Origin of the sequence: Pseudomonas sp. X4, assembly GCF_040784925.1 — a bacterium.
GTDB classification, from domain to species: domain Bacteria; phylum Pseudomonadota; class Gammaproteobacteria; order Pseudomonadales; family Pseudomonadaceae; genus Aquipseudomonas; species Aquipseudomonas putida_Z.
Genome location: NZ_CP160798.1, coordinates 1,018,853 through 1,044,700, shown reverse-complemented (window position 1 = coordinate 1,044,700; position 25,848 = coordinate 1,018,853). Strand labels below are relative to the sequence as shown.

Sequence of the window (25,848 nt, the reverse complement as noted above, 5' to 3'; positions counted from 1 at the left end):
TTTTCCCGGTCAACCCCCCAGGTACGCGTCGCGCACCTTCGGGTCGGTCAACAGTGCTTCCCCAGTACCCTGCATCACCACCCGGCCGTTCTCCAGCACATACGCCCGGTCAGCGATCTTCAGCGCCTGGTTGGCGTTCTGCTCCACCAGGAACACCGTCACGCCATCACGGCGCAGCTGTTCGATGATGTCGAAGATCTGCTGGATGATGATCGGCGCCAGGCCCAGCGAGGGCTCGTCGAGCAGCAGCAGCTTGGGTTTGCTCATCAGCGCCCGGCCAATGGCGAGCATCTGCTGCTCGCCACCGGACATGGTGCCGCCACGCTGGATATAACGCTCCTTCAGGCGCGGGAACAGCTGCAGCACCTTGTCCAGCTGCTCCTGGTAATCGCCCTTGTCGGTGAAGAAACCGCCCATCGCCAGGTTTTCCTCGACGGTCAGGCGGGAGAACACACGGCGGCCTTCCGGCACCACCGCGATGCTCTTGCGCATGATGTGCGAGGACGGCTGGCCGACCAGTTCTTCACCCAGGTACTTGATGCTGCCGCTGTGCGCCTGCGGCGAGCCGCACAGGGTCATCAGCAAGGTCGACTTGCCGGCACCGTTGGCGCCGATCAGGGTAACGATCTCGCCCTGGTTGATCTCCACGTTCACGCTGTGCAGCGCCTGGATCTTGCCGTAGAAGGTGGAAACGTTCTCGAACTTCAGCATTTACGCTTCCCCCAGGTAGGCTTTGATCACGTCAGGGTTGTCGCGGATCTCTTCCGGCGTGCCGTGGGCCAGGGGGGTGCCCTGGTTGATCACCACGATATGGTCGGAAATGCTCATCACCAGCTTCATGTCGTGCTCGATCAGCAGCACGGTGACGTTGTGCGACTCACGCAGGTAGGCGATCAGCGCCTTGAGGTCTTCGGTCTCCTTCGGGTTCAGGCCCGCTGCCGGTTCGTCGAGCATGATGATGCGCGGCTGGGTCATCATGCAGCGGGCGATTTCCAGGCGGCGCTGCTGGCCGTAGGCGAGGGTGCCGGCGGTACGGTTGGCGAACTCGGTCAGGTTGACCTTCTCCAGCCAGTACTGCGCGCGCTCCATGGCCTCCTTCTCGCTGCGGCGGAAGTTCGGGGTCTTGAACAGGCCGGCGAAGAAGTTGGTGTTCAGGTGGCGGTGCTGGGCGATCAGCAGGTTTTCCAGCGCGGTCATTTCCTTGAACAGGCGCACGTTCTGGAAGGTCCGCACCACGCCCTTGCGGGCGATCTGGTGCCCGGCCAGGCCCTGGATCGGCTGGCCATCGAGCAGGATGGTGCCGCCGCTGGGCTTGTAGAAGCCGGTCAGGCAGTTGAACACCGTGGTCTTGCCGGCGCCGTTCGGGCCGATCAGTGCCACCACCTGTTTTTCCTTGACGGTCAGGCCCACGCCGTTGACCGCCAACAAGCCGCCGAAGCGCATGCTCAGGCCGCTGACTTGCAGAATTTCGCGGCTCATCGACGCAGCTCCATGTGTGGACGTTGCATAGGCAGCAGGCCTTGCGGACGCCAGATCATCATCAACACCATCAGCGCACCGAACATCAGCATCCGGTATTCGCTGAACTCACGCATCAGCTCGGGCAGCAGGATCATCACGATGGCCGCGAGGATCACGCCCAGTTGTGAGCCCATGCCGCCGAGCACGACGATGGCGAGGATGATCGCCGACTCGATGAAGGTGAACGACTCCGGCGTCACCAGCCCCTGGCGCGCAGCGAAGAAGCTGCCGGCGAAACCGGCGAAGCAGGCGCCCAGGGTGAATGCCGACAGCTTGATCACGGTCGGGTTCAGGCCCAGTGCACGGCAGGCGATCTCGTCTTCGCGCAGGGCTTCCCAGGCGCGGCCGATCGGCATGCGCAGCAGGCGGTTGATCACGAACAGCGCCAGCAGGGCCAGCAGCAGGGCCACCAGGTAGAGGAAGATGACCTTGTTGATCGAGTTGTATTCCAGCCCGAAGAACTCATGGAAGGTCTGCATGCCCTCGGCGGCACGGCGTTCGAAAGTCAGGCCGAAGAGCTCTGGCTTGGGGATGTTGCTGATGCCGTTGGGGCCGCCGGTCCAGTCGGTGAGGTTACGCAGGAACAGGCGGATGATCTCGCCGAAGCCGAGGGTCACGATCGCCAGGTAGTCACCGCGCAGGCGCAGCACCGGGAAGCCGAGCAGGAAGCCGAAGGTAGCGGCCATCAGGCCGGCGATCGGCAGGCATACCCAGAAGCTCCAGCCCAGGTAGTGCGAGAGCATGGCGTAGCTGTAGGCGCCTACGGCGTAGAAGCCGACGTAACCGAGGTCGAGCAGGCCTGCCAAACCGACCACGATGTTCAGGCCCAGGCCCAGCAACACGTAGATCAGGATCAGCGTGGCAATGTCGACCGCACCGCGCGAGCCGAAGAACGGCCACACCAGTGCCGCGACGATCAGGCCCATGATCACGTAGCGCTGGGTCTTCGGCAGGGTCAGGTAGTTGCTGACCGCCGGCGGGATCAGCTTGCGATCCGAACGGCGACCCATTACCGAGTTCCACTGCTTGTCGAACAGCACGCGCAGGAACATCAGCACAGAGCACAGGGCAATGATGCTGAGGTTGAACGAGCCCTGGCTGTGCACGGACAGGCTGATGCCGTCGATGCTCAGTTTCAGGCCCAGTACCGGGAAGGCCACGGCCCATACCAGCAAGGCGCTGAAGAACGCCTGTTTGAGATTTCTGTTCATACTTTTTCAACCTCCGGGCGGCCCAGGATGCCGGTCGGCCGGAATAGCAGGACAAGAACCAACAAGCCGAATGCCACCACGTCCTTGTACTGGTCGCCGAAGATATCGGCACCGAACGCTTCGGCCACGCCCAGCACCAGCCCGCCGAGCATGGCGCCCGGAATGCTGCCGATGCCACCCAGCACCGCCGCGGTGAAGGCCTTCAGGCCCACCAGGAAACCGGCGTTGGGGTTGATCACCCCGTACTGCATGCTCAGCAGCACGGCCGCCACCGCCGCCAGGGCGGCACCGATGACGAAGGTGAGGGCGATGATGTTGTTGGTGTTGATGCCCAGCAGGTTGGCCATCTTGATGTCCTCGGCGCAGGCGCGGCAGGCGCGGCCCAGGCGGGAACGGGAGATGAACAGGGTGAGGCAGGTCATGGCCACCAGGGTGACCACGAACACCAGGATCTGCATGTAGCTGATCAGTACTTCCTCCGCGCCGCCCGGCCCGAACGAGAAGCTTCCGGGGATCAGGTTGGGGATGGACTTGTCCTTGGAGTCTTGCGAAAGCAAGACGGTGTTCTGCAGGAAGATCGACATGCCGATGGCGGAAATCAGCGGGATCAGTCGGTTGCTGTTGCGCAGGGGGCGGTAGGCAACCCGTTCGATGCTGTAGCCATAGGCACTGGTGACGAAGATCGTCGCGACGAAGGCGACGGTCATCAGGATCGGCAGCGAATGGATACCCATCATGGCCAGGCCCGCCAGGGCGATGAAGGCCACGTAGGAACCGATCATGTACACCTCGCCGTGGGCGAAGTTGATCATGCCAATGATGCCGTACACCATCGTGTAGCCGATGGCGATCAAGGCATAGGTGCTGCCGATGGTCAATCCATTAACCAGTTGTTGGAAGAAATGGTAGATCTCAGGCATTACAGCGCTCCTAAAAACCTGATTTGCATTTCGCTGGCGGGGGTAGGCCAGGAAACCGCGGGTGACGGTTTTAAGATTTTCAGGTGAGCCCGCCCCCGGATCGCGGGGATCAGGCCCATGAACCTCGTAAAACAAAGCCCACTGCTCGCACAGTGGGCTTCTACGGTCAGCTATTAGTCACGCAGTTACTGAGGGGAGACTTCGGTCTTCGGCTTGCCGAAGTGCCATTCGTAGACCACGAACTTGAAGTCTTTCAGGTCGCCCTTCTCGTCGTACGACAGGGTGCCGGTCGGGGTCTTGAAGGAGCCGGCGTGGATGGCCTCGGCCACCTTCTCGGCGTCTTCGGACTTGGCGGCCTTGATGCCCTGGGCGATCAGCTCGACAGCCGAGTAGGCCGGGAACACGAACGGGCCGCTTGGGTCCTTGCCGTCAGCCTTGATGGCGTCGACGATCTTCTTGTTCGCAGGGTCCGCGTCGAACGACTTCGGCAGGGTCACCAGCAAGCCTTCGGAGGCGTTCTGGGCGATCTGCGAGATGGAGTCGTTGCCCACGCCTTCCGGGCCCATGAACTTGGCTTTCAGGCCCTTTTCCTGAGCCTGGCGCAGGATCAGGCCCAGCTCTGGGTGGTAGCCGCCGTAGTAGACGAAGTCGACGTTGTTCTGCTTGAGCTTCTGGATGATCGAGGAGAAGTCCTTGTCACCGGCGTTCAGGCCTTCGAACACGGCAACCTTGGTGCCTTTGCCTTCCAGGGTCTGCTTGACCGCGGTAGCGATGCCTTCACCGTACTGCTGCTTGTCGTGCAGGACGGCGACCACCTTCGGCTTGACGTGGTCGGCGATGTAGTTGCCGGCAGCCGGGCCCTGGGCGCTGTCCAGGCCGATGGTACGGAAGATCAGCTTGTAGCCACGCGCGGTGATTTCCGGGGAGGTGGCGGCCGGGGTGATCATGATCACGCCTTCGTCTTCGTAGATGTCGGACGCAGGCTGGGTGGAGCTGGAGCACAGGTGACCGATGACGAACTTGACGCCGTCGTTGACCACTTTGTTGGCGACTGCAACGGCCTGTTTAGGGTCGCAGGCGTCGTCGTATTCCTTGGCTTCGAGCATCTTGCCATCCACGCCGCCCGCGGCGTTGATATCCTTGATGGCTTGCTTTGCGCCGATGAACTGCATGTCGCCGTACTGGGTCACAGGGCCGGTCTTGGGACCTGCAATCCCGATCTTGATGGTATCGGCGGCAAACGAATGGCTGGCTACCCCTGCCAGAACCATTGCGGCGAACAGCTTGGAAATCTTGATCATAGTGCTCCACTCATTCTGTTGTAATTCTTATAGTCCTGGCGGCCAGGGCTACAGACCGGGCGGGATTTGCGGCGTGGCCATGCCAACGCGCAAGCCCACCTTCCCCCGGAACATGTCCCGGAACTGTACCGGTACAGTGTAGAGCGCTGTTCGAGCGCTTGAAAAGCGGTCGAAAAGTGCCTGCTTCCTGGGTTGTCGCATGGTCGACACAAAGATACAGAAAGGCGCCATCAAACTGCCTGCATCTGCGACCCCGCCCCACAAGTTCGGGATCAATCGACCAAATTACATATTTGAAACCGGGTTTTTCTGCAAAAATGCCGACCTTTTTTATTGGCCGATTTTTGCGGAAACCACCCATGACTGATCAAACAAGCACCCTCTATGCCAAATTGCTTGGCGAGACGGCAATCATCGAGTGGAAAGCGCTGGAGCGTTTCTGGGCCAAGGGTGACCTGATTTGGGTCGACCCGAGCCTCGACCTGATCACCGTTGCCGAGGCGATGGCCGAGAATCGCAGCGAGATCTTCGCCAAGTGGCGTAGTGATGGCACTGTTGGGCCGGTGACCGCCGAGCAGGCCCATGACCTGCAAAGCCGCGATCCAGAGATCTGGGCGGTGGTGGTTTCGCCGTTCATCGTGATCCAGGTGAAGCCCCCGGCAGAGGCGTGATCGCTTTTGGTGCGCGAAAATGCGCAGCAGCCCTGTTTTGGTGCTCGAAGGCGCTCAAAGCGGGTAGAGGGAAGTAACAATTCGGCGTGGCGGTAACAGTTTACGGGATGCGTAATGGGGGCTGCCTTGCAGCCCTTCGCGGGCATGCCCGCTCCCACAGGTCAGATGTTGCTCTTCAGACCAGCGCTGGTCCCGTGGGAGCGGGCGCGCCCGCGAAGGCCGCAAAGCGGCCCGGATCGATATCGAATTTGTCCGGAGTCATTGATGAACTCAAAACTACCTTCGCTTGGATTCGCCGGCATCGGCCTGATGGGCCTGCCCATGTGCCGCCGCCTGCTGGCCGCGGGTTACCCGCTGACGGTATGGAACCGCAGCCCGGACAAGTGCGCTGCACTGGTCGCCGCCGGCGCGCGCCTGGCCAGCAGCCCTGCCGAACTGTGCCGCGACAGCGACATGCTGCTGCTGTGCCTGGCCGACACGGCCGTGGTCCGCGAAGTGGTGTTCGGCGAGCAAGGCATCGCCCAGGGCGGGCGCAGCGGCCAGTTGCTGATCGATTTCTCCAGCCTGGAGCCAACCGCCACCCGTGAAATGGCCGCCGAACTGGCAGCGCTGTGCGGCATGGCCTGGTTGGACGCGCCAGTTTCCGGCGGTACGCCGGGGGCCGAAGCCGGCACCCTGGCGATCATGGTCGGTGGCGAGGCGGCCGACCTGGAGCGGGCGCGCCCGGTACTGCAGGTACTCGGCCAGCGGGTGACGCACATGGGGGCGGTGGGCGCAGGCCAGGTGACCAAGGCCTGCAACCAGATGATCGTGGCCTGCAATGCCCTGGTGATCGCCGAAGTGGTGGCCTTGGCTGAACAGTCCGGGGTCGATGCGACGCTGATCGCCGAAGCGCTGGCGGGCGGCTTTGCCGATTCCAAGCCGTTGCAGATCCTCGCTCCGCAAATGGCCGAAAGCCGCTTCGAGCCGATCAAGTGGCACGTGCGCACGCTGCTCAAGGACCTCGATGGCGCGGTCAAGTTTTCCCGCGAGCAAGGCTCGGCGACGCCGCTCAGTGGCCTTGCCGCACAATTGATGCGCCTGCACGCAAGCCAGGGTTACCTGCAAAAAGATCCGGCGACCCTGGTTGAGCTGTATCGCAGCAAGGGCTGAACACGCCGCCCTGGTGCTGCAGCCGCTCCAGCAGCGAGCGCAGTTCGGCAAGCGGCTCCGGGCGGCCCAGCAGGTAGCCCTGCAGGTAGTCGCAGCCGTGGGCTTCGAGAAACGCCAGCTGTTCGGCGGTTTCCACGCCCTCGCTGACCACCTGCAGATGCAGGGTATGCGCCATGACGATGATCGCCTGGACGATCTCGCGGTCCTTCTGGCTGCCCGGCACATCCTGCAGGAAGCTGCGGTCGATCTTCAGCACGTCCAGCGGCAGGCGCTTGAGGTAGGCCAGTGACGAGTAGCCGGTGCCGAAGTCATCGATCGAAAGCGCCACGCCCAGGGCGCGCACGCGCTTGAGCAGGTTGACCGTGCGCTGGATGTCACCCATCAGGGCGTTCTCGGTCACTTCCAGTTCCAGCTGCCGGGGTGCGAGCCCGGCGTGGAACAGCGCCTTTTCCACTTCGTTGGGCAGTTCGTCGTGGCTGAGGGTGACGGCCGAGCAATTGACCGTGACCTTGAGGTTGCCATGGCCGTGGCGCTGCAGGTAGGCCAGGTCGGCGCAAGCGTGGCGCAGCACCCACAGGTCGAGGTCGATGATCAGCCCGTTGGCTTCGGCGATGGCGACAAAACGATCGGGCCCGAGCAGGCCGTGTTGCGGGTGTCGCCAGCGCACCAGGGCCTCCAGTTTGGCCACTTGCCTGCTGTGCAGGTCGAAGATCGGCTGGTAGTGCACGCACAGCCCATGCTCCTCGAGCAGGGCCACCCGCAGTTCCTCTTCCAGTTGCAGGGCAATCGAGGCCTGGGTCTTCAGGCTGTCGTTGAAGAAGTTCAGGCTGTTGCGCCCGTTGCCCTTGGACTGGTACAGGGCGAGGTCTGCATGCTTGAGCAGCTCTTCGGCGGTGGTGCCGTCGTCGGGGAAGATGCTGATACCGATGCTGGTGGTCATGACCATGCGCCGGCCGCCCAGGTTGATGGGCTCTTTCATCCTCTGCATGATGCGCTGGGCCAGGTGGCGGGCTTCGTCGCGGTTGTTGAGGCTGGTGACCACGCAGAACTCGTCGCCGCCAAAGCGTGCGACCAGGTCGTGGTTGCGGGTGGCGGCCTTGATGTGGCTGGCGATCACCTTGAGCAGTTCGTCGCCGGCGTCGTGACCGAGGCTGTCGTTGATGCGCTTGAAATGGTCGATGTCGAGGAACATCACTGCCAGGTGGCTTTCCGTGGCCTGGTGTTCGGCCAGGCGTTCGGCGAACACCTGGTTGAAACCGCGGCGGTTTACCAGGCTGGTCAGGGCATCGTAGTGCGCGGCCTGCTGCAACGACGCGCGGGCCTGGTCGAGCTGGCTGAGCAGCACGCTGACCCGGCGCAGGTCGTGCTCCTTGCTTTGCAGCTTCTTGTCGGCCAGCGCGGTACTGATGCTGGCAGCACTGATCAGCAGGGTGATGAAGCCGATGCCCAGCGCCAGTTGCAGGCTGTTGTCACCAGAGGGCAGGCGCAGGGCGGTGTCTGCCGGGATGACCAGGGTCATGGCCGACATCGCGGTGAAGTGGGTGGCGACGATACCGCCGGCCATCAGCAGGCTGGCGCCGTACTTCATGGCCTGGTGCAGGGTACCGCTGCCATGCCGGAAGTAGCGGGCCAGGTACAGCGCGGTCAGGCTGGTGAGCAGGGCAATGGTGGCCGAGGCCAGCAGCAGGCCGGACTGGTAGTACTGGCGGGCGCCGGTTTCCAGGGCGGCCATGCCTACGAAATGCATCACGATGATACCCAGGCCGATCAGTACCGCACTTTGCAGGTAATGGTGTGTTTGCATCTGGCTGCGGTCGAGGCTGTGCATGGCCAGCCAGGCGACGGCCAGGGCGATGAGCAGCGAAAGGATGGTCAGGGACGCGTCGTAATGCACTTCAACTGGCGCCTGGAAGGCCAGCATGCTGATGAAGTGCATGGCCCAGATGCCACCAGCAAGGCAGCAGGCACCGAGCATATTCCATTGTCGGTGGGCGGTGGGGTCTTCGCTGTGGGATTGGCGCTCGGCCATGTCCAGGGTGGCGAAGCAGGCCGCACAGGCGACGAAGTAGGCGAGCAGAACCAGGAACGGTTCATGCCGGCAATCAATGACGATGCGCCCGGTTGCCGGCAGATCGGCGAACAGTTGCAGCCCCAGCCATTCCATGGAATGCCTCATGATCGAGTTTTCACTCGTCTGCGCTACAACCCTGTGCAGACTGTCCAGAGGCAGTATAGGAAGAGGTGTTTAACCCTTCCTGACTAATGGCATATTGATTCCTACGATTTGGTTATGAGCCTGATCGCAGCCAGGAATATCTACATGGGTTCTGGAAATTGGCCCCCCTGTGGGAGCGGCCTTGTGTCGCGAAAGGGCTGCAAAGCAGCCCCAGCAATTTCAACTATTGCGCGTCAATCCTGGGGCCGCGTTGCGGCCCTTTCGCGACACAAGGCCGCTCCCACAAAGGCGGCGGTGTCTGACCTGTATTAGCCAGCCACCAGCACGCGAATGGCTTCCAGGCGCAGGGCGGCCTTTTCCAGCATCGCCAGGCCCTCTTCGCGCTGCTTGCGCAGCGCTTCGATCTCGCTGTCGCGCACGCTCGGGTTGACCGCTTGCAGCGCGACCAGACGAGCCAGTTCTTCGTCGGCTTCAGCTGTGAGGCGACGCTGGGCCTCGGCCACGCGCTCGATGTGGGCCGGCATGACCTTGGCCTCGCCACTGCTGATGCGCTGGGCAAGCACGTCGCGCTGGGCCTGGACGAACTTGTTGGCGCTGGCGCGCGGCACGCTTTCCAGTTGGTCGTTGAGGGTTTCGAAGGCCACGCGGGACGCCAGGTCGTTGCCGTTGGCGTCGAGCAGGCAGCGCAATGCCGCCGGTGGCAGATAACGGCCCAGTTGCAGGCTGCGCGGTGCCACCACCTCGCTGACGAACAGCAGTTCAAGCAGCACGGTGCCGGGTTTGAGCGCCTTGTTCTTGATCAGCGCCACAGCGGTGTTGCCCATCGAGCCGGACAGCACCAGGTCCATGCCGCCTTGCACCATCGGGTGCTCCCAGGTGAGGAACTGCATGTCCTCGCGCGACAGCGCCTGGCCACGGTCGTAGGTGATGGTCACGCCTTCGTCGTCGCCCAGCGGGAAGCTGGCGTCGAGCATCTTCTCGCTCGGCTTGAGGATCAGGGCGTTCTCGGAATGGTCTTCGCTGTCGATGCCGAAGGCGTCGAACAGGGTTTCCATGTAGATCGGCAGGGCGAACTGATCGTCCTGTTCGAGAATGTCCTCGACCAGCGCCTGGCCTTCGCCGGCACCGCCGGAGTTGAGCTCCAGCAGGCGGTCACGGCCGGTATGCAGTTCGGCTTCCAGGCGTTCGCGCTCGCTGCGGGCATCGGCCACCAGGGCTTCCCAGGCCTTGCTTTCGCCACCTTCGAGCAGCGGCAGCAGGCGTGGGCCGAACTGGTGCTGCAGGGCGTTGCCGGTAGGGCAGGTGTTGAGGAAGGCGTTGAGGCCTTCGTGGTACCACTGGAACAGACGCTCTTGCGGGCTGTCCTGCAGGTACGGGATATGCAGCTGGATGGTGTGCTTCTGGCCGATACGGTCGAGGCGGCCGATGCGCTGTTCTAGCAGGTCGGGATGCGCCGGCAGGTCGAACATAACCAGATGGTGGGCAAACTGGAAGTTGCGGCCTTCGCTGCCGATCTCGGAGCAGATCAGCACCTGCGCGCCGAACTCTTCGTCGGCGAAGTAGGCGGCGGCGCGGTCGCGTTCGAGGATGCTCATGCCTTCATGGAACACCGAGGCCGGGATGCCGGAGCGCACGCGCAGGGCGTCTTCCAGGTCCATCGCGGTTTCGGCATGGGCGCAGATCACCAGCACCTTGGTGCGCTTGAGCATCTTCAGGGTGTCGATCAGCCAGTCGACGCGCGGGTCGAAACGCCACCAGCGCTCGTCATCGGCCACCTCGCCCTGGGCCTGGAAGGCGACTTCCGGGTACAGCTCGGCATGTTCGCCGGCTGGCAGGTCGCGGTACTGCTCAGGCGTGGCCAGTGGGTAAGGGTGCAGCTGGCGCTCAGGGAAGCCCTGGATCGCCGCGCGGGTGTTACGGAACAGCACGCGGCCGGTGCCGTGGCGGTCGAGCAGCTCACGGATCAGGCGCGCGCTGGCCTGGGTATCGCCGTCGCTGACCGCGGCCAGCAGGGCTTCGCCTTCGGCACCCAGGAAGCCCTGGATGGTGGCGTGGGCCTTGGGCGACAGGCGGCCTTCGTCGAGCAGTTCCTGTACGGCTTCAGCCACCGGGCGATAGTGCTCGCTCTCGGCGCGGAAGGCCGCCAGGTCGTGGAAACGGTTGGGGTCGAGCAGGCGCAGGCGGGCGAAGTGGCTGTCCTGGCCGAGCTGCTCGGGGGTGGCGGTGAGCAGCAGCACGCCCGGGATCACCTGGGCCAGCTGTTCGACCAGGCCATATTCGGCGCTGACCTGGTCTTCGTGCCAGACCAGGTGGTGGGCTTCGTCCACCACCATCAGGTCCCAGCCGGCGGCGAACAGCGCGTCCTGGGCCTTTTCGTCGTCGACCAGCCACTCCAGGGCCACCAGCGCCAGCTGGGCATCCTCGAACGGGTTGCTGGCGTCGCTTTCGATGAAACGCTCGGCGTCGAACAGGGCCACCTGCAGGTTGAAGCGGCGGCGCATTTCCACCAGCCACTGGTGCTGGAGGTTTTCTGGTACCAGGATCAGAACGCGGCTGGCGCGGCCCGACAGCAGCTGGCGGTGGATCACCAGGCCGGCTTCGATGGTTTTGCCCAGGCCCACTTCGTCGGCCAGCAAGACGCGCGGCGCGCTGCGGTCGGCGACTTCGCGGGCGATGTGCAACTGGTGGGCGATGGGTTGGGCACGGCAGCCGCCCAGGCCCCACAGCGCCGACTGCATCTGCTTGCTGGTGTGCTGCAGGGTGTTGTAGCGCAGGCTGAACCACGACAGCGGGTCGATCTGCCCGGCGAACAGGCGGTCGCTGGCCAGGCGGAACTGGATGAAGTTCGACAACTGGGTTTCCGGCAGGGTGCGCGGCTGGTTCTGCCCGTCCAGGCCGTGGTAGACCATCAGCCCGTCGATGTCCTCGACCTCGCGCACGGTCAGCTTCCAGCCTTCGAAGTGGGTGATCTGGTCACCTGGCGAGAAGCGCACGCGGGTCAGCGGCGCATTGCGCAGGGAATACTGGCGGGTGTCGCCAGTGGCCGGGTAGAGCACGGTCAACAGGCGGCCATCCTGCGCCAGGATGGTACCCAGGCCGAGCTCGGCTTCGCTGTCGCTGATCCAGCGTTGCCCCGGTTGATACTGCTGCGCCATACTGCCTGAACTCCCGCGATGAAAAAGCCGGTTATGTTAACGGATCGGCCGGTCAGACCAAAGTGCCGAGCGCATCGAAAGGTGCCGAAGTGCGATAGGTAGCAACAGTCTAGCCGCTTCATCGCCCCCCACCGTGCTGCCGACGAGGGCCCCGGATCAACATGTCTGCCAAGCACCGCTGGATCAGCACTTCGATGGCCGTGGGCAGCCTGTTGCTGCTGGCCGCCTGCGAGCAGAAAAACTTCGAGACCTTGCCCGCCATCCCGATCGAGCAGCTCGAGGTACTGGGCGTGCAGACACCGATCAAGAGCGTGCACTTTCGTGACCGCGACGGTGAAGGCCTGCTGGTATTGAGCCGCAGCGATGGCCAGGCCAGCGACCCGGAAAGCGAGCAGGAAGTGGACAAGGTGGTACTCAAGGCCACGCTGTACGGGCGCACCGCCGAAAACGACGCGTTCAAGGCGCGCTGGCAGATCGAACAGGAAACCACCTGCCCCGGCCTGGACCTGGACGTGGACTTCTATAACGACGTAAGCGATGTCGGCGACCTGAACAAGGACGGCGTCGCTGAGGTGACGGTCGCCAGCCACGCCTTCTGCGGCGGTGGCATCGACCCGCACGACATCGCCATCGAGATGCGCGAAGGGCAGGCCAGCTACAGCATCACCGGCCAGTCGCTGATCACCCCGGCGGGTGAAGAGCCGATCGGCGGTGAGCGTGAGGACAGCGCTTCGCTCAAGGCCGCGCCGCAGGTGCTGCGCGAGCACATGGACGCGGTCTGGCAGCAGGTGTACAAGCGGCCCTGGAGCGAGGCCAGCCCGCCAAGCGACGACGACCCTGACGACGAAGCCGAATAAGTGTTGTGTCTGCCATCAAGGTAAGCCCGCGCCTGCCGATACAGGGGGCATAGGAGAACGTCCATGCTGCCACCGATCATTCCGCTCAGTGCCGCGCCGGTGACCTCGCAACAGGACCCGGTCAAGCCGACACCCGACATCAAGCCGGTGGTGCCGACGCAGCCTGCATCCGGTGAAAGTGCCATCGACCTCAAGCACCAGCGTGACCCGCAGGAGCAGGCGCTGCTGCTGCGCGACGAGCAGCGCCGCCAGCAGCAACGCCGGCACAAGGGCGACGACGAACGCTACAGTGCGATGCCCGGTGACGAGGTCAACGCCGACAACACCGTGCCGGTGGCGCCGTTGATGGGCGAGCATGTACGCCAGGGGCTGCTGGTGGACATCGAAGTCTGACATGGGGCTGGTCAGCGCCAGCGCCTGGCTTCATCATGCAAGTCTCAGTTGATCGTCGAGCCCACCCATGAGCCAAGACAACCTCATCGATTTCGATGCCGAACGCGCCAAGCGCGTCCACGACCTCAAGGAAAAGCGCCTGAACGAGATGCGCAATGCGTTCGAGCAGGCCCTGCCGTTGAACACCGCCAAGAAAAAGAAGCCCAAGGGCAAGCCGAAGAAGCGCTGAAACTTGACGCAGGTCAACCCTGCACCCGCCTCGCGTGCCCGGCCCCGGGCACCATTGACACCGATCAATTTTCCCCGCCCCCACATTGGTTAACTTGCACCCATCGGACAACGGCAAACGAATGGGGAGGCCAGCATGTTCTTCGACAACGTGGTTATCGCCGGAGTGGTAACGGTCGGGTTGATGGTCGTCTTCTTTGCCGGTCTGGGCATTTTCATCTGGAAGGACTCGAACAAGCGCAAGCCGCGCTGACCTTCCGGGTACACGAGCACGCAAGGCATTTAGGGCGACTTCGGTCGCCCATTTTTTTGCCTGCAATTTTTGTGTTGCCTGTGCCGGCCTCTTCGCGGGTAAACCCGCTCCCACAATGACTTCACAGGATTGGACTGTGCGCGGTCCCATGTAGGAGCGGGCGTGCCCGCGAAGAAGGCAGCACAGGAGAGCCTGTTCATAACAAAGATGATTAGCTAGCTAATTAATCGTTTCCGCTTTATCCTTCCCACCATTGTCTATCTTTCTACAAGACCATCTTCGCAAGGTCCGTCTCGTGCCCATCACCCTCCAGGCCCTGTTCGCCCCCAGCAGCCTCGCCCTCAAGTTCGCCATCAAGACCCTGCTCGGTGGCGGCCTGGCGCTGTGGCTGGCGATGCGCTGGGGCCTGGAGCAACCGTCCTGGGCACTGATGACCGCTTTCATCGTCGCCCAGCCGTTGTCGGGCATGGTGGTGCAGAAGGGCCTGGCGCGGTTGGCCGGTACCTTGGTCGGCACGTTTGCGTCGGTGCTGTTCATCGGCCTGTTTGCCCAGACCCCATGGCTGTTCCTGCTCACCTTGGCCCTGTGGCTGGCCCTGTGCACCGCCGCCTCCACCCAACTGCGCAGCGCCTGGGCCTATGCCTTCGTGCTGGCAGGCTACACCGCGGCGATCATTGCCCTGCCGGCCATCGACCACCCGTTGCAGGTGTTCGACCAGGCCGTGGCGCGCTGCACCGAGATCTGCCTGGGTATCTTCTGTGCCACCGCCAGCAGTGCCTTGCTCTGGCCCATGCGGGTAGAGCAGCAACTGGGCGGGCAGGCCCGCCAGGCCTGGCAGAACGGCCTGCAGGCCGCCAGTGCCATGCTGGGCGGCGAAGACGAGGCGCGCAAAGGCCTGCTGGAAAGCCTGGGGCGTATCGTTGCCATCGACAGCCAACGCGAACACGCCTGGTTCGAAGGCAACCGCGGGCGCCAGCGCGCTCGTGCCATTCGTGGCCTGAGCCAGAAACTGATGGTGCTGTTGCGCATTTCCCGTTCGGTGCGCCGGCAGTGGCGGCAACTTGATGAGCGCGAGGCCGAACGCCTGGCACACTGGCTGGAGGAAGTGCGTGCACTGCTGGGCAAGCCCGACCAGCCGAGCCTGTTGTTGCTGCGCCAGCGCATCTGGGATGCTGCCCACGATGAACAGATCAGCCCGGCGGAGCACTTCTGCCTGGCGCGCATGGCGCTGCTGCTGGATTACGCCATGGCTGCCAGTCAGGCGCTGGACGATGTGGAGGCGGGCAGGGCGCCCAAGGATGTGTCCCAAGGCCTGGCCGCGCACCGCGATTGGTCGCTGGCTTTGCTGTTCGGCTCACGCAGTGCGCTGGCCTTTCTGGTAATGAGTGGCTTCTGGCTGGCCACCGCCTGGCCTTCGGCACCAGGTGGCCTGGTGCTGACCTGCGTGGTCTGCAGCCTGTTCGCCAGCCGCGAGAACGGCGCGCAGATCGGCCTGAGCTTCCTGCGTGGGATTTTCCTGGCGATACCTGCGGCGTTTCTGGTCGGGCAGATTCTGCTGCCGCAATGGAGCAGCTTCGCCATGCTCTGCCTGGGCATGGGCGTGCCGCTGTTTCTTGGTGCGCTGGGCATGGCTCACCCGCGGACCGGGGCCACGGCCACCTCCTATTGCCTGCATTTCATCGTGCTGGTGTCGCCGCTCAACGCCATGCAGTTCGGCGTGGCCACCATGCTCAACAGTGCCTTGGCCATGCTCGTGGGTGTGTCGGCAGCGGTGATGGCCTTCCGTTTGTTGGTGTTCCGCCACCCAGCCTGGCTGGGCCGGCGCCTGCGTGCGGCGACCCAGAACGACCTGGTGCGCCTGACCCGGCGCGACCTGCGCGGGGCCGACAGCTGGTTTGGCGGGCGCATGGCCGACCGCCTGATGCAACTGGCGCGGCATGCCGGCGAACTGCCCGAGAGCGAACGCAAGCGCTGGGACGACGGCCTGCACGGCCTGGATATCGGCGACGAACTGGTGCACCTGCGCATGTGCCTGGCGGTTGCCCAGGCCCCGTTGGGGCGGGCCGAGCGCGATTACCTGCAGCAGGTAGAGGCCGTGCTGGCCAAGGGGCCGGCGCCCGGGCGTGGTCAGCGCCTGGATGCCGCCAGCGAACAGTTCATTGGCGCCTTGCGCCGTCTACCCTCCAGCGATCCGCTGCGGTTGGCCGAAGGGGCGGTGCTGCAACTGCAGAAAAGCTGGGGCAAGTGGTGCCGCTGGCAGGAGGAAGCCCATGGGGTTGCGTGAGTGGGAAGTGGGCGGCGTGCTGTTCAGCCCCTTCCTTGTTTATGTGTTGCTGGCGCTGGTGCTTACCGGGTTGTTGCGTCTGGTGGTGCAGGCCACGCCGTTGGGGCGCTGGATCTGGCATGAAGCGCTGTTCGACGCGGCGTTGTTCGTTTGTGTGTTGTTCCTGGTGGTGCGACTGCTGGGAGCTTTATAAAGGAGTGTTTCGATGCGTGCGGCCGTACGTACCCTGGTCACCTTGTGTGTGGTGGCCCTTGCCGTGTTCGCCGGCTATCAGCTGTGGCAGTACTACATGCTCACCCCCTGGACCCGCGATGCCCGTGTGCGCGCCGATGTGGTGGTGATCGCCCCTGATGTGTCCGGCTGGGTGCGCGAGCTGAAGGCCCGTGACAACCAGCAGGTCAAGGCCGGCGACCTGCTGATGAGCATCGACCGCGAACGCTTCCAGGCGGCCTTCGACCAGGCCAGCGCGGTAACCGAGACCCGCAGCCAGCAACTGCGCCTGCGCGAGCGTGAAGCGGCCCGGCGTACCGCCCTTGGGCCGGAGGCGATCAGTGCCGAATTGCGGGAAAACGCCCAGATCAATGCGGCTATCGCCCGTGGTGAGCTGCATGAGGCCGAGGCACAGTTGCAGGTTGCCAGAATCAACCTGGCGCGCAGTGAAGTGCGGGCACCGCGCAGCGGGCATATCACCAACCTGCGCCTGGCCGAGGGCAACTATGTGAACACCGGGGAATCGGTGATGGCCCTGGTGGACGATTCAACCTTCTATATCCAGGCCTATTTCGAGGAAACCAAGCTGCCACGCATTCGTGTGGGGGATGCGGTGAAGGTCTGGCTGATGGGCGCGGGCGAGCCGATGCAAGGGCATGTGGAGAGCATCAGCCGTGGTATCACCGACCGCAACAGTAACCCCGACAGCCAGTTGCTGCCGGAGGTTGAGCCGACCTTCAACTGGGTACGCCTGGCGCAGCGGATACCGGTGAGGATCCGCCTGGACCAGGTGCCGGAGGGGGTGACCCTGAGTGCGGGGATGACGGCCAGTGTGCAGGTGCATGAGCAATGAGGCAGGTGGCTACTCTGTGGCCCGATCGCTGGCAACCCAGGCTCATGCGGTGGTGGGAGCAACTGTCCTGTGTTGCCTGTCCTGGCCTCATCGCCGGCAAGTCAGCTCCCACAGGTACTGCACAATGCTTGAGGTCGATGCAGTCGAGGTGGGAGCTGGCTTGCCGGCGATGGGCCGCAAAGCGGCCCCAGAAAACCTGACCTCAGAGGAACATCCCGCCTGAAACCTCCAGCCGTTGCCCGTTGATCCAGCCATTGCCATCTTCCAGCAACAGCGCAATCGCTGCCCCGATATCATCCGGCAAGCCCACCCGCCCCAGCGCCGTGTTGCCGGCAATGTATTCATTCACCTGGCGGTTGTCCCGCACCACGCCGCCGCCAAAGTCCGTCTCGATCGCCCCCGGCGCCAGAATGTTCACGCGAATACCACGCGCGCCCAGTTCCTTGGCCTGGTAGCGGGTCAGCACCTCCATCGCCCCCTTCATCGCGGCATAGGCGGCATACCCCGGCAGCGCAAAGCGCGCCAGGCCAGTGGAAATGTTGACGATGCGGCCATTGTCGACCAGCAGCGGCAGCAGGCGCTGGGTGAGGAAGAACGGCCCTTTCAGCTGGATGTTCAGCAACTGGTCGAACTGCGCCTCGCTGGTTTCGGTGTATGGCACGTTCAAGCCGATCCCGGCATTGTTCACCAGAAAGTCGAAACGCTCGCGACCGAAGTGTTGCTGCAAGGTTGCCCCCAGGCGTTCGGCGAAGCCGGCAAAGCTGGCGCTGTCGCTGACGTCCAGTTGCAACATGGCGGCCTTGACCCCGGCCTGCTCCAGCCGCACGGCCACGGCCTGGGCTTCCTCGGCCTTGCTGTGGTAAGTGCCGATGACATCGATGCCGCGTGCGGCCAGGTGTTCGGCGGTGTTGCGGCCCAGGCCGCGGCTGGCGCCAGTGATCAGGGCAATCTTGCGGGTCATGGTGAAAACCTCATGGTGGGCTGATGAGCACAGGTTATTGGTCGGTGTTGTGCTGTTAAATCCAGCAAATATGGAAATACTGTTCGGTAAAACCGGATAGACGAGGTTCAAGTGAACAAGCTGGAGTTGTTGCGCACCTTTGTGCGGGTGAGCGAGGTCAGCAGTTTCACCCTGGCTGCCGAGAGCCTGGGGCTGCCCCGTTCGACCGTGTCGGAGCAGGTCAGGGCGCTGGAGCGTTTGCTGGGGACGCAGCTGTTCAACCGCACCACCCGCCGGGTGCAGGCAACCCAGGATGGCGCCTTGCTGTACGAGCGCAGCAAGGACCTGCTGTCGGGCATGGACGAGATCGAGAGCCTGTTCTGCGCCGACGATGCCGAGCTGGCCGGGCGCCTGCGGGTCGACCTGCCGACCATGATGGCCCGACGGGTCATCATCCCGGCGCTGCCGCAGTTTCTGCAGCGCTTCCCGCGCCTGGAGGTGGAGCTCAGTTGCACCGACCGCCAGGTCGACCTGCTGCGTGAAGGCTTCGATTGTGTGATGCGCATTGGTGCCCTGCATGACCTGGACGTGGTGGCGCGCCCGGTCGGGCAACTGAGCATGCGCAACTGTGCCAGCCCTGCCTACCTGGCCCGCCATGGCGTGCCGCGCACGCTGCAGGACCTGGCCGAGCACCACCTGGTGCATTACGTGCGCACCCTTGGGGGGCGCAGTGCCGGTTTCGAATACCTGCAGGGCGGTGAACTGCACTTCCAGGCCATGGCCGGAGTGGTCACGGTCAACAATGCCGAGGCCTACTCGGCGGCCTGCCTGGCCGGGCTGGGGTTGATCCAGGTGCCGGCGGTGGGCGTGGCCGAGCACCTGCAGCGCGGTGAGCTGGTTTCGGTACTGGAAGGCTGGCAGGCCCCGGCCATGCCCGTGTCACTGCTGTATGCCCGGCAACGGCACGTGCCACGCCGGGTGCAGGCCTTCATGCAGTGGCTGGGCGAGTTGCTGCATTCGCAGGTCGACGGTGGCCGCTGATCGATGAAAAGCGTGGCGCCTGTGCGACGGCTTGCGTTAGGCTGCCAGTCACGAGTTGCCCGGCAGAGGCAACCATCCCGCCTGGCGTGCGTATCTTCCGATTTCATTGCGAGGTTACGTCATGGCCATCACTTCCCAGGACATCTGCAACGCTGCCGACCAGCTCAAGGGCTTCGTCGGTTTTCATGGCAAGCGCGGTGTGCACATCGTGCGTTTTTCCGAAGATTCGTTCGGCATGGACGTGGCCGACGCCAGCATCACGCCCTGCAGCGAGTTTGTCTGGCGGCCCGAGCAAGGGCAGCGCATGGCCCTGTGCCGCGAACGGCTGGCGCTGTTGCTGGAGCAGCATGTGGATGACCGTTTGAACATCGGTGAACCGCTGCGCACCTACCTGCGCCGGCGCGACCTGCCGGAAATCGTGGCAGAGCGCAGCTTGCAGCGGGATTCCGCTCTGTAATAGCGGAGTAACTGCCTCGCTCGAATACCGAAAACCTGCACCATCACTGTGGGAGCGGGTTCACCCGCGAACACCGGCGAAGCCGGTGCCATATACCGAGTTGCATTTTTCGCGGGTGAACCCGCTCCCACAGGGGATGTGCAAGTATCAAACCTGCACAAGACAGTTACGTCCGCGCGCTACAGGTAGGGCGCCGACCGCTGGGATGCCTGCTGCAACAACGCCTCGAGCCCCGCACTGTCCAGCGGCCTGCTCAGGTAATAGCCCTGCACTTCATGGCAGCGGTCCTTCTGCAGTGCCCTGAGCTGCTGCTCGCTCTCCACCCCTTCGGCCGTCACCGTCAGCCCCATCGCTTCGCCCAGGTTGATGATGGCCTGGACCACGGCGCGGTCGCTGCCAGCGGTGTTGTTCAGCCCGCCGATGAAGCGTTTGTCGATCTTGATGCTGTCGAACGGGTAGGTGCGCAGGTAGCCCAACGACGAGTAGCCGGTGCCGAAGTCGTCCATGTTCAGGCGCACGCCCAGCTCCTTGAGCGACAGCATGGTGCCCAGCGCGCCTTCGATGTCATTGAGCATCACGTTCTCGGTAATTTCCAGCTCCAGGCGCTGGGCAGGGAAGGCGGTTTCCAGCAGGATCTCGCGTACATCGGCCACCACATCGCTGCGCAGGAACTGCGCCGGTGACAGGTTCACGGAAACCAGTACATCGGCGGGCCAGTCATGGGCGGTGCGGCAGGCTTCGCGCAGCACCCAGCGGCCCAGCGCAACAATGATGTCACTCTGTTCGGCCAACGGAATGAAGGTGTCCGGCCCCAGCAACCCCTCCTGCGGATGCTGCCAGCGCAGCAAAGCCTCGACCGCGACGATGCGCAGGTCGCTGAGGCGATAGCGCGGCTGGTAGTGCAGCTCGAATTCCTGGTTGCGCAGGGCCCGCCGCATGTCGTTCTCCAGTTGGCGGCGGTACTGGATCTGCTGGTTCATTTCGGCAGCGAAATAGCGCCAGGTGCACTTGCCGTCGGCCTTGGCCTGGTACAGGGCGATATCGGCGCAGCGGATCAGCTCGCCGGCATCGAAGCCTTGGGTACGGGTCTGGGCGACACCGATACTGGCGCCAACGTGCAGGGGCTGGTTATCGAAGATGATCGGTTGCTGCAGCAGGCTGATCAGGCGCGCACAGAAGCGGTCGATCTCGCTGCGGTTGTCCATGCCGCCGAGCACCAGGAGGAACTCGTCGCCGCCCAGGCGCGCGACCAGGTCGCCATCGCGGGTGCTGTCGCGCAGGCGTGTTGCTACCTCCTGCAGCACGGCGTCACCGGCGGCATGGCCGAGGGAGTCGTTGATCGGCTTGAAGTTGTCCAGGTCCAGCAGCAGCAAGGTCAGTGGCGGCGAATCACTGCCGCGCAACAAGGCCTGCTCGAGGTGCCGGGCGAGCTTGTTGCGGTTGGCCAGCCCGGTCAGCGGGTCGTGCAGCGACAGGTGCTGGATGCGCGCATGAGCGTCGACTTCGTCGGTGATGTCGCTGGCGGTGCCGCGAAAACCGACGGGCTTGCCGTCGTACCAGATGGCGCGGGCCGATATCCGGCAGTAGCGGTTCTGGCCATTCTGGTCGCGGTAGGTGCAGCGCAGGTTGGCCAGTTGTTGCGGGTCGACCGCGGCCAGGGCATCCAGCCACGGCGAGAGCGGCGTGGTATCGCAGGCCAGCAACTGATTGAGCGGGTGGCCGAGCCAGTCGTCCACCGGGTAGCCGGTGACATTGACGAAGCGTTGCGAAAGGTAGGTCAGGCGTTGTTGCCGATCGGTTTCCCAGATCCAGTCGGAGGCCGACTCGGCCACCGCGCGAAAACGCTGCTCGCTGGCCTCCAGGGCCTGGTTGCTCTGCTGCAGATCGGCGAGCGTGAGGTCGATCGCCCGCGAACTGCGCAAGGCATGGCGGAACAGGTACAGCATGACCAGGCCGAGTATCAGCAAGGCACCCGCCAGCGGCGGCAACACCGCGCGCAGCAACTGCTGCCCTGGCAGCGGGCTGCTCCAGGACAGGTGGTAGCCGGTATCGCCGAGGTCGATGCGCAGGTGCCCGTGCTCCCCCACATCATCGTTTTCCACGTGCATGTCGGTCAGGCCGGCACCGCTGCTCAGCTGTGCCAGCTTTTCCTCGGTGAGCTGGTCGACGAACAGCATCACCGGCGCCTGGCGCACCTCGCTATCGGTGACATCCCGGTCCGGGCGCACCGCCGCGGCACTGAGCACTGCCGGCCAGCCGTTGAACAGGACGAAACGGGTGATCTGTTCACGTGGGATAGCCGCCGCCCGAGCCTGGTCGATGATTGGCTGCAGCGCTGCATCAATATAGGTATTGGCCGCTGCCTGGGTAGGCTGGCCTTTGAACAAACCGTAGGTGGTGCGAGCGTCCTCCACCACGAACACCCCTTCATAGCCGCTGGCGCTGTACAGCGACTCGCCCACGTTCTTTTCTTCGTAGGCCCATTTCCAGTCGGCCTGGCCCGCCAGGTGTTCGAAGGCAGCATCCCACACGGCATAGCTGGACAGGAACTGGCGCGAGGCGAGCAGCCGTTGTTCCAGCGCCTTGGTTGCCTGCGAGGCGCTGCGCTGGCGTTCCTGATGGTCAAGAGTACCCGCGATATTGAACAGGGCGCCGAGGATGATCAGGCAGGCCAGTCCGAAAACTGCGCTGAAGCCGGCAATCAGGCGACGCACCTGGAAGCGTGGTGTGGGGCTGGCGGGTGGAAGGTTGGCGGTCCTGGCCATGCGCGAGCGGCTCCTTCAGGCAGCCTCCCGCCAGTTGGTCAGGAAGGAGGTTCAATCAGGATAGGCCAGCCTGAGCGCCGCAGCGTCTCTGTGGGCAAAATTGACCTGGTCGCGCCCGGCATGCTTGGCGGTGTACAGCGCCTTGTCCGCCTGTTCGAGCCAGTGTTCGGGTGACTCCAGGTCGGCCTCGAATGCCGAAAGGCCGATGCTCAGGCTGATGCGCAGGTGCGGCAACTGCGGGTTACGGTAGCTGGCGACCTGCTCGCGCAGGCGCTCCATGGCCTGGCAGGCTTGGGCCTCGCTGGTGTCCGGCAGGATCACGCAGAATTCGTCACCACCGTAACGCCCGGCCTGGTCGCCTTCGCGCAGATTGCGCCGCAGTTCGGCGCCGAGCTGGCGCAGCACACAGTCGCCGACCACGTGGCCGAAGGTGTCGTTGATGGTCTTGAAGTGGTCGATGTCGATCAGGGCAATCACCGCGTGCCCCTGTTGCTGCTGGCAAGCCTGGAACTTCAGCAGCAGCAGGTCTTTCCAGGCGCCGTGGTTGAGCAGCCCGGTCAGGCTGTCGGTAAGGCTCAGGGTGCTCAGCCGGCGCTTGTGGTCGGCCAGCTTGATCGCCAACTGGTAGCAGACCCAGCCCAGCGCCAGCGGGTAGAGGGTCAACATCGGCAGGCAGGCATAGATCTGCATGGGCGTCGCATTCAGTTGCAGGCCGGGGCCCAGCAGCAGGATGGCGACGAGCATGCCCGCCAGCTGGGCCAGCACCCCGCGAACGACCATGCGTTTGCCGCCGGCGGCGACGTTGTTCATGGTCATCATCGACAGCACGGTCACGCTGGGCAATGGATTGAAATGCATGGCGGCGGTCCAGAACCCTCCCATCAGGGAGTCCAGCACCAGGTTGCGCTGTTCTGCCTGGTAGGGCATGGCCGAACGGGCGGCCCACAGGTAGGCCACATGCGGCCACAACAAACCGTTGAACAGTAGCAGCAGCCATGCCCATGTGGGCGGTGACAGCGGCGCAATGGCGGCCATGACGCTGAACAGGCCGATCCCCAGGCCGATGACCCGCGGCAGGTAGATGCGTTTGGCGAATGAAAGTCCTTTGCCGCTGCGTTTATCCATCTTGGTCATCGTTCTTCTGCTGGAGCACCGTTTATCGCATAACTCGCATGAATATTGTTGAACAGTGTTTCATCGACGAAAAATGACCTTACAAGCCAATTCACGGTTGATCCGATCACTGTGGGGTAACATGAAGGCTTTCCTGTTGCTCGGAGTGTTGCTGATGGTCCCTTTGGCCAACCCTGCCGGCGAGCCGGCGCCTCAGCGGGAAGGGCGCTTTCACAATCAGGCGTCGTTGCCACAGGATGGCGTATTGAAGAAACTGCGCATCGGGCTCAAGTACCTGTTCCTGCGCAAACCACCGGAAACCCGGCCGGCCACACCGGTCAGCCTCCAGCCCATGACCCGCCAGCAGGTGCTCGATGCGCCCGACCGCAGTCTTTGGCGCCTGGGCCATTCCACGGTATTGCTCAAGCTGCGCGGGCGCTTCTTTATTACCGACCCGGTATTCGCCGAGCGCGCCTCGCCGGTGCAGTGGGCCGGCCCACTGCGCTTCCATGCGCCGCCCCTGGCGCTGGACCAGTTGCCGCCGTTGGCTGCGGTGGTACTGTCCCACGATCACTTCGATCATCTTGACGAACAGGCGATTCGCCAACTGGCATCGCGCACCAGTGTGTTCCTGGCGCCGCTGGGCGTAGGCAACCTGCTGATGACCTGGGGCGTAGCACCGGCAAAGGTGCGGCAGCTGGACTGGTGGCAGGAAAGCGAGGTCGAGGGTGTGCGCTTTGTCGCCACCCCGGCTCAGCACTTTTCCGGGCGTGGGCTGCTGGACAGCAACCGGACCTTGTGGGCGTCGTGGGTGATCGTCGACGAGGATGTGCGGGTATTCTTCAGTGGCGATACCGGCTACTTCGATGGGTTCAAGCAGATTGGCGAGCGCTTCGGGCCGTTCGACCTGACCCTGATCGAGACCGGGGCCTACAACGTCGCCTGGCCCGATGTGCACATGCAGCCGGAGCAGAGCCTGCAGGCCCATCTGGATCTACGCGGGCGCTGGCTGTTGCCGATTCACAACGGCACCTTCGACCTGTCCATGCATGGCTGGCAGGAGCCGTTCGAGCGCATCCTGGCGTTGGCCAACCAGGCGCAGGTGCGTCTGAGCACGCCGCAGATGGGGGAGCGGGTCAGCCTTGACTCTCCGCACGCTGGGCAGAACTGGTGGCAGCCGCGGCCCGTGCGTCAGCGCGGCCAGGCGAACGAGCGCGTGGTGGCGGCACGCTGAAGTTCATTTGTTGCCGTTGTTGCGGCGCGGGGAGGGTGGCTGGTCCTCTTTCAGTAGCCGTGAGGGCGGTCTGCCGCTGTCGCTGCGCACCTGTGCATGGCTGATCAAGCCGAAGATGAAGCTGCCGCCGATGATGTTGCCCGCCAGTGTCGGCAGGGCGAACTCCAGCCAGAAGCTGCGCCAGGTTTCATCGCCAGCCCAGACCAGATAGGACACCTCGACCGAGCCGACCACGATATGGGTGAAGTCGCCCAGGGCCATCAGGTAGGTGATCATCAGGATGATCCAGATCTTGGCGTGTTCCATCGATGGGATCATCCAGACCATCGTGGCGATCATCCACCCCGATACGATGCCTTTGGCGAACATCTGGCTGATATCGTTCTTCATGACCTTGCGGCCCACTTCCAGGAAGGCCACGTCGGTCTTGCTGTCGAAGATCGGCAGTTCCAGCATTACCCAGGCCACCAGCAAGGTGCCGGCGAGGTTGCCAAGCAGTACAACGCTCCAAAGGCGCAGCAGGCGCCCGAAGTTGGCCAGGGTGGGGGCGGTCATTACCGGCAACACGGCGGTCAGGGTGTTTTCGGTGAACAACTGCTGACGCGCCAGTATCACTGCAAGGAAGCCAGCGCTGTAGCCGATGCTGGCGACCACCTGGGCACTGTCCCCCTCCGGCAGGCGAGCGTAGAACAGGCCCATGGCCATGAGCGACAGCCCCATGGACAAGCCTGCGGCCAGTGCCGACCACCATAGTGCGGCGAGTGTACGTTCCAGTTCCTGGTCGCCCTGGTAACGAATGATCTCGTGCAGTACTGCCGCGCGGGGCGGCTGGCTAAGGCTGACTTCCTGCTCCTCGTCCGCCGACAGGCCCGGGGTTTTCTCGCTTTGCGCATCGCTCATGGCCGCTACGCTCCGTGGGGGTGTTTCTCTACAGATTCGCGGCGCTTTCATTAGTTGCCGGCGAGGAGACAAACGACGGCAGAAAGTTTTTTCAGATCAAGGTGTTGACTCTGATTTCAAAGCGCGTATTATTCGCCTCCTCGCAGCGATGAACGCTTCGAGGCAAGCGGTAAGTTGTTGAGGTTGAAGGGTTTCGAAAGAAACCAGCTGTAA

Annotated in this window: 23 protein-coding genes; 12 read left to right on the top strand and 11 right to left on the bottom strand. The window is 63.7% G+C overall.

All coding sequences use genetic code 11. The annotated features are described in order from the left end of the window. Positions 1-9: 9 nt before the first annotated feature. The 5 genes from ABX298_RS04500 to ABX298_RS04480 all read right to left on the bottom strand — a co-directional run bounded on the left by ABX298_RS04500 (position 10) and on the right by ABX298_RS04480 (position 4,953). The gene (locus ABX298_RS04500) at positions 10-711 is read right to left on the bottom strand and encodes an ABC transporter ATP-binding protein (protein ID WP_013973921.1); all 702 of its coding nucleotides are present in this window, start codon (positions 709-711) and stop codon (positions 10-12) included. Then, positions 712-1,479: a high-affinity branched-chain amino acid ABC transporter ATP-binding protein LivG gene (gene livG / locus ABX298_RS04495; protein ID WP_025340358.1), complete on the bottom strand. Its 768-nt coding sequence runs from the start codon at positions 1,477-1,479 to the stop codon at positions 712-714. It lies immediately after the preceding gene. After that, entirely contained in the window at positions 1,476-2,732 is a 1,257-nt protein-coding gene (locus tag ABX298_RS04490) for a high-affinity branched-chain amino acid ABC transporter permease LivM (protein WP_025340357.1), read from the bottom strand. The genes livG and ABX298_RS04490 overlap by 4 nt, the downstream gene beginning before the upstream one ends. Further along, positions 2,729-3,652: a high-affinity branched-chain amino acid ABC transporter permease LivH gene (gene livH / locus ABX298_RS04485; protein WP_025340356.1), complete on the bottom strand. Its 924-nt coding sequence runs from the start codon at positions 3,650-3,652 to the stop codon at positions 2,729-2,731. Before livH ends, ABX298_RS04490 begins: the two co-directional genes overlap by 4 nt. 185 nt (positions 3,653-3,837) lie before the next feature. Beyond that, positions 3,838-4,953 carry a branched-chain amino acid ABC transporter substrate-binding protein gene (locus ABX298_RS04480; RefSeq protein WP_025340355.1) on the bottom strand — a complete coding sequence of 372 codons (1,116 nt, stop codon included), beginning with the start codon at positions 4,951-4,953 and terminating at the stop codon, positions 3,838-3,840. A gap of 359 nt (positions 4,954-5,312) precedes the next feature. Here ABX298_RS04480 and ABX298_RS04475 point away from each other — a divergent pair, with 359 nt between their 5' ends. Further along, on the top strand, positions 5,313-5,624 hold the full coding sequence (locus ABX298_RS04475) for a DUF2288 domain-containing protein (protein WP_085590181.1): 312 nt from the start codon (positions 5,313-5,315) through the stop codon (positions 5,622-5,624). Between the two features lie 264 nt (positions 5,625-5,888). Then, positions 5,889-6,776, top strand: coding sequence for an NAD(P)-dependent oxidoreductase (locus ABX298_RS04470; RefSeq protein WP_075046117.1), 888 nt, complete (start codon positions 5,889-5,891; stop codon positions 6,774-6,776). Here ABX298_RS04470 and ABX298_RS04465 read toward each other — a convergent pair. Next, positions 6,676-8,940, bottom strand: a complete 2,265-nt coding sequence (locus ABX298_RS04465) for a putative bifunctional diguanylate cyclase/phosphodiesterase (RefSeq protein ID WP_367394468.1) — start codon at positions 8,938-8,940, stop codon at positions 6,676-6,678. The genes ABX298_RS04470 and ABX298_RS04465 overlap by 101 nt on opposite strands. 320 nt (positions 8,941-9,260) lie before the next feature. After that, positions 9,261-12,107 carry an RNA polymerase-associated protein RapA gene (rapA, locus tag ABX298_RS04460; RefSeq protein WP_367394126.1) on the bottom strand — a complete coding sequence of 949 codons (2,847 nt, stop codon included), beginning with the start codon at positions 12,105-12,107 and terminating at the stop codon, positions 9,261-9,263. Positions 12,108-12,268: 161 nt separating this feature from the next. Here rapA and ABX298_RS04455 point away from each other — a divergent pair, with 161 nt between their 5' ends. The 7 genes from ABX298_RS04455 to ABX298_RS04425 all read left to right on the top strand — a co-directional run bounded on the left by ABX298_RS04455 (position 12,269) and on the right by ABX298_RS04425 (position 17,185). Continuing rightward, positions 12,269-12,964, top strand: coding sequence for a M949_RS01915 family surface polysaccharide biosynthesis protein (locus tag ABX298_RS04455; protein WP_025340349.1), 696 nt, complete (start codon positions 12,269-12,271; stop codon positions 12,962-12,964). Between the two features lie 63 nt (positions 12,965-13,027). Beyond that, a complete protein-coding gene (locus tag ABX298_RS04450; protein ID WP_075046113.1) occupies positions 13,028-13,357 on the top strand; it encodes an aspartate-semialdehyde dehydrogenase in 330 nt (109 codons plus the stop codon). 67 nt (positions 13,358-13,424) lie between these two features. Further along, positions 13,425-13,586 (top strand): hypothetical protein, encoded by a 162-nt coding sequence (locus ABX298_RS04445; protein ID WP_075046112.1) that lies wholly within the window; start codon positions 13,425-13,427, stop codon positions 13,584-13,586. A 135-nt stretch (positions 13,587-13,721) separates the two neighbouring features. Further along, a complete protein-coding gene (gene ccoM / locus ABX298_RS04440; protein ID WP_025340347.1) occupies positions 13,722-13,838 on the top strand; it encodes a cytochrome c oxidase subunit CcoM in 117 nt (38 codons plus the stop codon). Positions 13,839-14,133: 295 nt separating this feature from the next. Next, positions 14,134-16,122 (top strand): FUSC family protein, encoded by a 1,989-nt coding sequence (locus tag ABX298_RS04435; protein ID WP_075046111.1) that lies wholly within the window; start codon positions 14,134-14,136, stop codon positions 16,120-16,122. Beyond that, the gene (locus tag ABX298_RS04430; RefSeq protein WP_025340345.1) at positions 16,109-16,315 is read left to right on the top strand and encodes a DUF1656 domain-containing protein; all 207 of its coding nucleotides are present in this window, start codon (positions 16,109-16,111) and stop codon (positions 16,313-16,315) included. Before ABX298_RS04435 ends, ABX298_RS04430 begins: the two co-directional genes overlap by 14 nt. Before the next feature lie 12 nt (positions 16,316-16,327). Then, positions 16,328-17,185 carry an HlyD family secretion protein gene (locus tag ABX298_RS04425; protein ID WP_075046110.1) on the top strand — a complete coding sequence of 286 codons (858 nt, stop codon included), beginning with the start codon at positions 16,328-16,330 and terminating at the stop codon, positions 17,183-17,185. Between the two features lie 202 nt (positions 17,186-17,387). On the opposite strand, the gene ABX298_RS04420 is transcribed toward ABX298_RS04425, so the two are convergent. Beyond that, complete coding sequence (locus tag ABX298_RS04420) at positions 17,388-18,146, bottom strand: SDR family NAD(P)-dependent oxidoreductase (protein WP_025340343.1); 759 nt, start codon at positions 18,144-18,146, stop codon at positions 17,388-17,390. Between the two features lie 111 nt (positions 18,147-18,257). On the opposite strand from ABX298_RS04420, the gene ABX298_RS04415 reads away from it, so the two are divergent. Further along, on the top strand, positions 18,258-19,166 hold the full coding sequence (locus tag ABX298_RS04415; RefSeq protein ID WP_367394125.1) for a LysR family transcriptional regulator: 909 nt from the start codon (positions 18,258-18,260) through the stop codon (positions 19,164-19,166). Positions 19,167-19,287: 121 nt separating this feature from the next. Continuing rightward, entirely contained in the window at positions 19,288-19,623 is a 336-nt protein-coding gene (locus tag ABX298_RS04410) for a DUF2025 family protein (protein WP_013973906.1), read from the top strand. 179 nt (positions 19,624-19,802) lie between these two features. Here the strand turns inward: ABX298_RS04410 and ABX298_RS04405 are convergent, their stop codons facing one another. Together ABX298_RS04405 and ABX298_RS04400 are read right to left on the bottom strand one after the other, a co-directional pair. Beyond that, positions 19,803-22,388, bottom strand: a complete 2,586-nt coding sequence (locus ABX298_RS04405) for an EAL domain-containing protein (RefSeq protein ID WP_075046108.1) — start codon at positions 22,386-22,388, stop codon at positions 19,803-19,805. 51 nt (positions 22,389-22,439) lie between these two features. Next, positions 22,440-23,513, bottom strand: a complete 1,074-nt coding sequence (locus ABX298_RS04400) for a diguanylate cyclase (RefSeq protein ID WP_286101903.1) — start codon at positions 23,511-23,513, stop codon at positions 22,440-22,442. 130 nt (positions 23,514-23,643) lie between these two features. Between ABX298_RS04400 and ABX298_RS04395 the strand changes: the two genes are divergently transcribed. Continuing rightward, positions 23,644-24,735 carry an MBL fold metallo-hydrolase gene (locus tag ABX298_RS04395; RefSeq protein ID WP_025340338.1) on the top strand — a complete coding sequence of 364 codons (1,092 nt, stop codon included), beginning with the start codon at positions 23,644-23,646 and terminating at the stop codon, positions 24,733-24,735. A 3-nt stretch (positions 24,736-24,738) separates the two neighbouring features. On the opposite strand, the gene ABX298_RS04390 is transcribed toward ABX298_RS04395, so the two are convergent. Then, positions 24,739-25,635 (bottom strand): formate/nitrite transporter family protein, encoded by an 897-nt coding sequence (locus ABX298_RS04390; protein ID WP_075046107.1) that lies wholly within the window; start codon positions 25,633-25,635, stop codon positions 24,739-24,741. Between the last annotated feature and the right edge of the window lie 213 nt (positions 25,636-25,848).